General features: G+C 64.2%; 9 protein-coding genes. 7 read left to right on the plus strand and 2 right to left on the minus strand.

Annotated features, from left to right (window positions below; all coding sequences use genetic code 11):
- The 7 genes from flhA to Q0L57_RS34100 form a co-directional block, all read left to right on the plus strand.
- Nucleotides 1-1,935: flagellar biosynthesis protein FlhA (gene flhA, locus Q0L57_RS34070; RefSeq protein ID WP_296747664.1), on the plus strand; the 1,935-nt coding region annotated here is incomplete at its 5' end.
- Nucleotides 1,932-2,684 (plus strand): flagellar biosynthetic protein FliR, encoded by a 753-nt coding sequence (gene fliR, locus Q0L57_RS34075; protein WP_296747665.1) that lies wholly within the window; start codon nt 1,932-1,934, stop codon nt 2,682-2,684. The genes flhA and fliR, both read left to right, overlap by 4 nt.
- A gap of 2 nt (nt 2,685-2,686) precedes the next feature.
- The gene (locus tag Q0L57_RS34080; RefSeq protein WP_296747666.1) at nt 2,687-3,073 is read left to right on the plus strand and encodes a hypothetical protein; all 387 of its coding nucleotides are present in this window, start codon (nt 2,687-2,689) and stop codon (nt 3,071-3,073) included.
- A 281-nt stretch (nt 3,074-3,354) separates the two neighbouring features.
- Complete coding sequence (locus Q0L57_RS34085; protein ID WP_296747668.1) at nt 3,355-3,924, plus strand: rod-binding protein; 570 nt, start codon at nt 3,355-3,357, stop codon at nt 3,922-3,924.
- An 8-nt stretch (nt 3,925-3,932) separates the two neighbouring features.
- A complete protein-coding gene (locus Q0L57_RS34090; protein WP_296747669.1) occupies nt 3,933-4,349 on the plus strand; it encodes a hypothetical protein in 417 nt (138 codons plus the stop codon).
- Between the two features lie 31 nt (nt 4,350-4,380).
- Complete coding sequence (locus Q0L57_RS34095) at nt 4,381-4,911, plus strand: hypothetical protein (protein ID WP_296747671.1); 531 nt, start codon at nt 4,381-4,383, stop codon at nt 4,909-4,911.
- A 196-nt stretch (nt 4,912-5,107) separates the two neighbouring features.
- A complete protein-coding gene (locus tag Q0L57_RS34100) occupies nt 5,108-5,392 on the plus strand; it encodes an SCP2 sterol-binding domain-containing protein (protein ID WP_296747672.1) in 285 nt (94 codons plus the stop codon).
- Between the two features lie 86 nt (nt 5,393-5,478).
- Here the strand turns inward: Q0L57_RS34100 and Q0L57_RS34105 are convergent, their stop codons facing one another.
- Together Q0L57_RS34105 and odc2 are read right to left on the minus strand one after the other, a co-directional pair.
- On the minus strand, nt 5,479-6,192 hold the full coding sequence (locus Q0L57_RS34105; protein WP_296747673.1) for a GNAT family N-acetyltransferase: 714 nt from the start codon (nt 6,190-6,192) through the stop codon (nt 5,479-5,481).
- Nucleotides 6,193-6,284: 92 nt separating this feature from the next.
- Entirely contained in the window at nt 6,285-7,418 is a 1,134-nt protein-coding gene (odc2, locus tag Q0L57_RS34110; RefSeq protein WP_296747675.1) for an ornithine/lysine decarboxylase, read from the minus strand.
- Between the last annotated feature and the right edge of the window lie 435 nt (nt 7,419-7,853).

A 7,853-nucleotide genomic window follows, 5' to 3' on the forward strand; every position in this document is an offset into this window, starting at 1 on the left:
TCGGTGCTGATCCTGATGGTTGCGCTCTGGATCCAACGGCCGCTGGACTTCTCCTCGTTCCCGACAGTTCTGCTGATCGCAACGATGCTGCGGCTGTCGCTCAACATCGCCACCACGCGCATGATCCTGTCGCACGGCAACGAGGGTACGCACGCCGCGGGCTATGTCATCGCCGGCTTTTCCAGGCTGGTGATGGCCAGCGACTTCGTCATCGGCCTCATCGTCTTCATGATCCTGATCGTGGTGAACTTCATCGTCATCACCAAGGGCGCCACACGTATCGCCGAGGTCGGCGCCCGTTTCACCCTCGACGCCATCCCCGGCAAGCAGATGTCGATCGACGCCGATCTTTCGGCCGGCATGATCGACGACAAGACGGCGCAGCTGCGCCGCCGCGAGCTGGAGGAGGAATCCTCCTTCTTCGGCTCGATGGACGGCGCCTCGAAATTCGTGCGCGGCGATGCCATCGCCGGCCTCATCATCACCGCCATCAACATCGTCGGCGGCATCGCCATCGGCTATCTGCGCCACGGCATGGGCCTCGGCCAGGCGGCCGACGTCTTCATCAAGCTGTCGGTCGGCGATGGCCTCGTCACCCAGATCCCGGCCCTCATCGTCTCGCTCGCCGCCGGCATGCTGGTCTCGAAGGGTGGCACGCGCGGCTCCGCCAACCAGGCGGTGTTCGGCCAGCTCGGCGCCCATCCGCGCGCCCTCTTCGTCGCGGCGTCGCTGTTGGTCATCCTCGGCCTGATGCCGGGTCTACCGTTGTTCCCGTTCTTCGCGCTCGCCGGCGCCATGGCCGGCCTCGGTTACGTCATCCCGTTGCGGCTCAACCGCGAGCTCGCCGCCGCCGAGGCGCTCAAGAACCAGGAGAAGGCGAACAAGGCCGAGGAAGAGAAGAACTCGGTCAAGGCGTCGCTCGCCACAGCGGAGATCGAGCTGCTGATCGGCAAGCAGCTTTCGACCCGGCTCCTGGTGTCGCATCAGGAACTGGTGTTCCGCATGTCGAAGATGCGCAAGAAATTCGCCCAGCAATACGGCTTCGTGGTGCCGGAGGTGCGCGTCGCCGACGACTTCGCCATCCCGCCGAAGAGCTACCAGATCAAGGTCCACGGCACCGTGGTCGCCGAGTACCAGATGCGCGTCGGCGAGATCATGGTGCTGCTCGGCACGCGCGGCATTCCCGACATCCCGGGCGAGGAGATCCGCGAGCCGGCTTTCGGCATGCGCGCCTATTCGGTGCTGGAAACCTTCGCCGAGGACCTGAAGCGCGAGAACTTCACCTTCGCCGACAACATGTCGGTGCTGCTCACCCACCTCTCCGAGGTCATCCGCAACAACCTGCCGCAGCTTCTGTCCTACAAGGACATGAAGGCATTGCTCGAGCGGCTCGACCCCGAATACCGCAAGCTCGCCGATGAGATCTGCACCTCGCATATCTCCTACCCGGGCCTGCAGGCGGTGCTGAAGCTGCTGCTCGCCGAGCGCGTGTCGATCCGCAACCTGCACCTGATCATCGAGGCCATCGCAGAGATCGCGCCGCATGTGCGCCGCACCGAGCAGATCGTCGAGCACGTGCGCATCCGCATGGCGCAGCAGATTTGCGGCGACCTCTCCGAAGGAGGCATGTTGAAGGTGCTGCGGCTCGGCAACCGCTGGGACCTCGCCTTCCATCAGAGCCTCAAGCGCGACGCCAAGGGCGAGGTGCGCGAGTTCGACATCGATCCGCGCCAGCTTGAAGAATTCGGCCAGGACGCGACCAAGGCAATTCGCAAACACCTTGAAGCGGGTGAGCGTTTCGTGCTCGTCACCGCGCCCGATGCCCGCCCTTACGTGCGCATGATCATCGAGCGGCTCTTCACAACGCTGCCGGTGCTCTCCCATGTCGAGATCGCCAAGGGCGTCGAGATCAAGGTGCTCGGGACGATCTCGTGAACGCGCTCTCGCAAGGCGTCGTCATCGCCGCCTTTCTCGCCTTCTGCCGTATCGGCGCCTGCTTCATGCTGATGCCGGGCCTGTCCAGCGCCCGCGTGCCGCTCCAGGTCAGGCTGTTCGTGGCGATCGCCGCCACCGGCGGCCTGCTCGCCTTCCTCTGGGACCGCATCTACCCTTACGTCGACCCGCGCCCGCAGGTCCTGGCGCCGATGATCATCTCCGAAATCCTGGTCGGCGGGCTGATCGGCGCCATGACCAGGCTCTACATGGAAGCGCTGCGCTTCATGGGTTCGGCAATGGCCATGATGATCGGCTTTGGCGGCACCGGCGGTCCGGCGATCGAGGAGCCCGAGCCGCAGGCGGCGCTCGCCGCCATCATCTCGTTCTCGGCGCTGCTGCTGCTCTTCGTCTTCGACTTCGATCACGAGATCATAAGGGCGCTGATCGCCTCCTACACGGTCGCCCCGGTGAACGTCTTCTTCAACCCGCAGGCAGCTCTCGTCGACGTCACCGACACGATCTCGGACGCCTTCTTCCTGGTCATCCGGCTTGGCAGCCCCTTCGTCGCCTATGCCATCCTGGTCAACCTGACCATCGGCTTCGTCAACAAGCTGACGCCGCAGATCCCGGTCTATTTCATCTCGCTGCCCTTCGTCATCGCTGGCGGTCTGATCATCTTCTATTTCGCCATCGGCACGCTTTTGTCGCTGTTCGTCGACGGCTTCGTCGACCTGACACTGGCGAGGTAGACATGACCGCGCGCAAGGACCGCCTGAAGAAGCTGGTGAAGGTGCAGGAGCAGTTGAAGGCGCTGCACGAGACACGCCATGCCGGCTTCCTCGCGGCGGCGGCCACGGCCGAAGCCGAGGCCAGGCAGATCGTCGAGCATTTCGACACCGACAGTTCGCTGGCCAACGTGTTCCCGGAGCTCTACCATCGCCGCATCGCCAACGCCCTCGACCAGCAGAAGACGAATCTGGAGAACGCTCGGTTGGAAGCGGCGTTGATCGCCACTGCGACCGCTCGCACCAACATGGTCGAGCGCGCCTACAAGGACGCGAGCCGCCGCGACGAGCGCGAGCGCTCCGACCGCGAGCGGCTCGAACTGATCACGCAGAAACGGCAGGAAAGCTCGTAGGTCACGGCCTGGAATGCGACGTCGATGGCGCTACCCTCACATACGTCGGAAAAGTCGAGTCTCGCCAATTCTATGACGGCAACTCCTCGCCCTGTAATTCAAAATCGGTCGACCATACGCATCGCACTTCGGTCGCGAGGCCAAGGTCCCAAAACCGACTGAAGCCTCTGGCCATACGGCCAAAAAAACAACTTTGGATCACGGTTTCGTGCTGGCAAGCCTGCCACAAGCTTGTTGAGCCATTGTGCAACTAACGGAACCCGGCAAAAGGCAGTGCTTTCTTGGCGATTTCACCCCCCAGCGACATCGTGATGGACGTTGCCCGCGCGGCGGAACCGGCCGATGTCGAGGCGGCGCGGGCACAGCTCGCGAGACGAGTAGGCGGCGCTCCGGCCACGTTTTCTGTTGACCAGGCCGCGACGGTCGATGCCGGCTCGGTGCTCTCGCGCGCGTCGGCCGACAAGGCGGAGGCATCGAACCCGGCCAAAAAGTACCAGCACTTCGAGGCAATGGTGCTGCAGACCTTTCTCCAGAACATGATGCCGAAGGACGTCGAGGGCGTTTATGGCAAGGGGCTCGCCGGCGACATGTGGAAATCGCAGATGGCTGAGCAGCTCGCCAACGTCATGGCGAAGCGCGGCGGCATCGGCATCGCGAAATCGATGCTTGCCGACCACTATCTCGACGGCAAACGCACCGTGCCGGTCGGCCCGGTCGCAGGCGGACCGCAGAAGGCGGAGATCGACCAGCAGACGAGACTTTCGACCTCGATGATCGAGGAATTTGAGCGCAAGGCCGCGCGGTCGATGACCGGCGACGACGCGGCGATAAAAACAGACATCAAGATCTAGGGACCTCTATGGCCGACCAATCGGACTTTTCGAACCTGCCGGCACGGACCATCGCATCGGAAGCGCCAGCCGCCTCCGCGCGGCCGGGCAATCTCGCCGCCATCATCGGCCGCATCGAGGAGGCGGTGGACGAGGAAACGGCGGGCATCCGCAGCGGAACCAGCTACGACCTCAAGGCTTCGAACGCGCGCAAGAGCCGCTATCTGTACGAGCTGACCCGCGCCCTGAAAGGCGCCAACGAGATCGAATTCCTCGAACAGCATCGCGAGGGATTGCTGCGCCTGCGCCAGAAGCTGGCGAAGAACGAGGCCGCGATCCTCGCCCATCTCAACGCGGTCAACGAAGTCGCCACGTTGTTGAAGAGCGCCATCCAGCGCGCCGACGCCGACGGCACCTACTCGGCTGTCGAATTTGCCCGGGCGTGAGTGAGATGGTGACGGCGCGAGGAAGGATCCGGTGATCAAGTTCATCGCCGCAGCGCTGTGGATCTGCGCCGTCACGCTCGGCGCGGTTTTCTATTCCTTCCAGGCAGCCGGCCAGCGTGGCGTCGGCGAGCCGCCGAAGCCGATGCTGGGCGGGCTCGACTACGTCAAGACAGACATGATTTCGGTGCCGCTCATCCGGGATGCCAGGATCGACGGCTACTTCCTCACCAAGCTCGTTTACACGGTGGAGCCGGAGCAGATTAAGAAACTGTCGGTCCCGGCATCGGCGCTGATAACCGATCAGGTCTACACCTATCTCTATGCCAATCCGCAGATCGATTTCACCAAGAAGGAAACGATCGATCTCGATGCCTTCCGCAAGGCTATCCGCGACTCTATCAACGCCCGTGTCGGCGCCGACCTGGTCCACGACGTGCTGGTCGACCAGGTCAATTTCCTGTCCAAGGACGAGATCCGAGACAACGCCATTCGTCGCCGCAAGAATGCCGGCGACACCGCGGCTGCGATGACCAAGCCGTTCCAGCCTACGCCCGCACATTGATCTCTCGCCGAAGGCTCACCGTTCGGCTTCCTGTTCGCTTCCGATGCGACATGACGCATGGTGACCGCATTGACGTTAACGTCAACGCGCAGCTATATGCGCCGGTAACGGTTGTCGCATTCGCGCGGCCCGCCACTACCTCGCCCAGCGGCGCAAAGGCCGGTGCGCGTCAACGCAACCAACGAGGAGAGCCGCCATGGGCGTTCAGGAGATTGCCGATAAGATCAGGTCGCGTGTGTCGAGCGCGGGCTTCGAGCATTCGGTCAAGTTCGACACGGGCAGCGATGGCGTCATCGTCATCGACGGCGCGACCGTTTCAACAACGGATGCCCCGACCGACTGCACGATCAAGCTTTCGCTCGATGACCTGGATTCGCTGATTGCCGGCGACCTCAACCCGACCATGGCCTTCATGGCCGGCAAGCTGAAGGTCGAGGGCGATATGACGGTGGCCATGGCGCTCAGCCAGTTGCTCGGCTGAACGCGGTACACCAAAATTCTGTGCGGCGCCGCACCTAAGCGCGGCGCCGCTCTCGTTTCCAGACCCTGGAACGAGCCTGTGCCGCGTCAGGCGGCGAAGCCCAGCGCGTGCCCCTTGATCTTGCGGCCGGCGGCCTTGATCGTGCCCATGGCGCCATCGAGCGCGCCTTCCTTCAGTTCCAGCGCAAGCAGCCGGTGCCGCTCGTAAGGACCAGGCATGGCGAGCGAGCCGGTGCGGTCGGCGGCGAAGCCGAACCGCCCGTAATAGGGCGCGTCACCGACAAGCACGATCGCGCCGTGGCCGAGCCGGGCGGCTTCGGCAATCGCATGATGCATCAGCGCCGAGCCGATCCCGCCGCTCTTCAGTCCCGGCTCGACTGCGAGCGGGCCGAGCAGAAGCGCGGCCGGACCGCCTTCGCCCAGCCTCACGTCCCACAGGCGGACCGTGCCGACGATCGCGCCTGATGGATCGCGCGCGACGAAGGCCAGGCCTTCCGATGGCCGCCGGCCGCGCCGCAGTTTCTCGGACGACTTCTTCCGGCGCTTCGGCCCCATGGCGCGATCGAGCAGCGCTTCACGCGCCTCGACGTCGCCTGCGCCTTCGCCAACGATGGCAAAGGCCGACGCCTGGGCGGCCCCCTCGTCCAGCGCGCCGCGCGAGCCAGCCTGTGCCCGTTGGGCAAGGGAGGGCGCCAGCGCCGCGATCGGGCTCTTCTCCCCCGCGGAGAAAAGCTCATCCGACGGTCCGGACGAGGGGGCAATTTCAGTGGCCGGAACGGCCGATTTGATCAGGTATTCCATTTCCGCGATCCTTCACGAGCGGAGATCTGTTCCACAAGCGAGCCCGGGCGGGCGACATGCGCCCGCCTGGGATGATCTGAGGGCTTCCGCCCTCAGATCACGTAGGATCGGAGCGGCTCGAAGCCGTTGAAGGCGACCGCCGAGTAGGTGGTCGTGTAGGCGCCGGTGCCTTCGATAAGCACCTCGTCGCCGATGGTCAGCGACAGCGGCAGCGGGTACGGCGTCTTCTCATACATCACGTCGGCCGAATCGCAGGTCGGGCCGGCGAGCACGCAGGGCGCCGTCTCGTCGCCGTCATGGGCGGTGACGATCGGGTAGCGGATCGCCTCGTCCATCGTCTCGGCGAGACCGCCGAACTTGCCGATGTCGAGGAACACCCAGCGCACGTTGTCGTTGTCGGCCTTCTTGGAGATCAGCACGACTTCCGACTTGATGACGCCGGCATTGCCGACCATGCCACGGCCCGGCTCGATGATGGTCTCGGGCAGCGCGTTGCCGAAATGCTTGCGCAGCGCCGAGAAGATCGCCTGACCATAAGCCTGCGCCACCGGCACGTCCTTCAGGTAACGGGTCGGGAAGCCCCCACCCATGTTGACCATCTTCAGTACGATGCCTTCCTCCGCGAGCGTCGCGAACACCTTCTTGGCATCGCCCAGCGCGCGGTCCCATGCCGACAGATCGGTCTGCTGCGAGCCGACATGGAACGACACGCCATAGGCGTCGAGGCCGAGGCCCTTGGCATGACGCAGCACGTCGACGGCCATCGCCGGCACGCAGCCGAACTTGCGCGACAGCGGCCATTCGGCGCCCTCGCCGTCGGTCAGCACACGGCAGAACACGCGCGCGCCGGGAGCGACGCGGGCGATCTTCTCGACCTCCTCGACGCAATCCACCGCGAACAGGCGAATGCCGAGCTGGTAGGCGCGTGCGATGTCACGCTCCTTCTTGATTGTGTTGCCGAAGGAGATGCGGTCCGCCGGCGCACCGGCGTCCATCGCCATCTCGACTTCGGCAACGGAAGCGGTGTCGAAGGACGAGCCCATCGCAGCAAGGAGGCGCAGGATTTCCGGCGCCGGGTTTGCTTTCACCGCATAGTAGATCTTGGAATCGGGCAACGCCTTCTCGAAGGCGCGGAAATTGTCGCGCACGACATCGAGGTCGACGACGAGGCAGGGGCCGTTCGGGCGTCGGGTGGCGAGGAAGTCGAGGATGCGCTGGGTAGCCATCGGGTTTCTCCATCACGCCTTTCGGCGCGCACAAGGGTGTGGACGCGGGCTGTCGGCCTCGCGAACACGCGGTCAAACAAAGGCGGGACGAAAATTCCATGGAACCAGCCGGTGGAGACCCCGGAACCATGAAACGCCGTCTCGCGGCGATGAACCTAGCCTTGCCCGGCTTCGGTTCGCTTTGTCTGCCTTGGCTTGGATTGGGAGAACCCCGTTCCGCACTGCCGGCAATGAAGGTGTGCCTCTTCAGTAACCCCGGTCTTTGGACAACCGGCAGAGAACCAGAAAGGCCCGCACCGTCGTTGCTTCAAGGTGTCCTCGATCTTGTGGTTGGCCACTAGACCGACTGGAGTGGTTGGCTCCAGTTACCTGACCGATTTCCCTCACCATTCGAGGATCGGCGGACACCCACAGGCACGTGCGACTTTGGGCAAG

Origin of the sequence: Mesorhizobium sp., assembly GCF_024509055.1 — a bacterium.
Classification (GTDB): Bacteria; Pseudomonadota; Alphaproteobacteria; order Rhizobiales; family Rhizobiaceae; genus Mesorhizobium.

Excerpts from the sequence above, each read along its gene's own strand:
- Q0L57_RS34100 (WP_296747672.1), top strand. The coding sequence starts at position 5,108 with ATGGGCGTTCAGGAGATTGCCGATAAGATCAGGTCGCGTGTGTCGAGC.
- Q0L57_RS34090 (WP_296747669.1), top strand. The coding sequence starts at position 3,933 with ATGGCCGACCAATCGGACTTTTCGAACCTGCCGGCACGGACCATCGCA.
- Q0L57_RS34105 (WP_296747673.1), bottom strand. The coding sequence starts at position 6,192 with ATGGAATACCTGATCAAATCGGCCGTTCCGGCCACTGAAATTGCCCCC.
- odc2 (WP_296747675.1), bottom strand. The coding sequence starts at position 7,418 with ATGGCTACCCAGCGCATCCTCGACTTCCTCGCCACCCGACGCCCGAAC.
- Q0L57_RS34080 (WP_296747666.1), top strand. The coding sequence starts at position 2,687 with ATGACCGCGCGCAAGGACCGCCTGAAGAAGCTGGTGAAGGTGCAGGAG.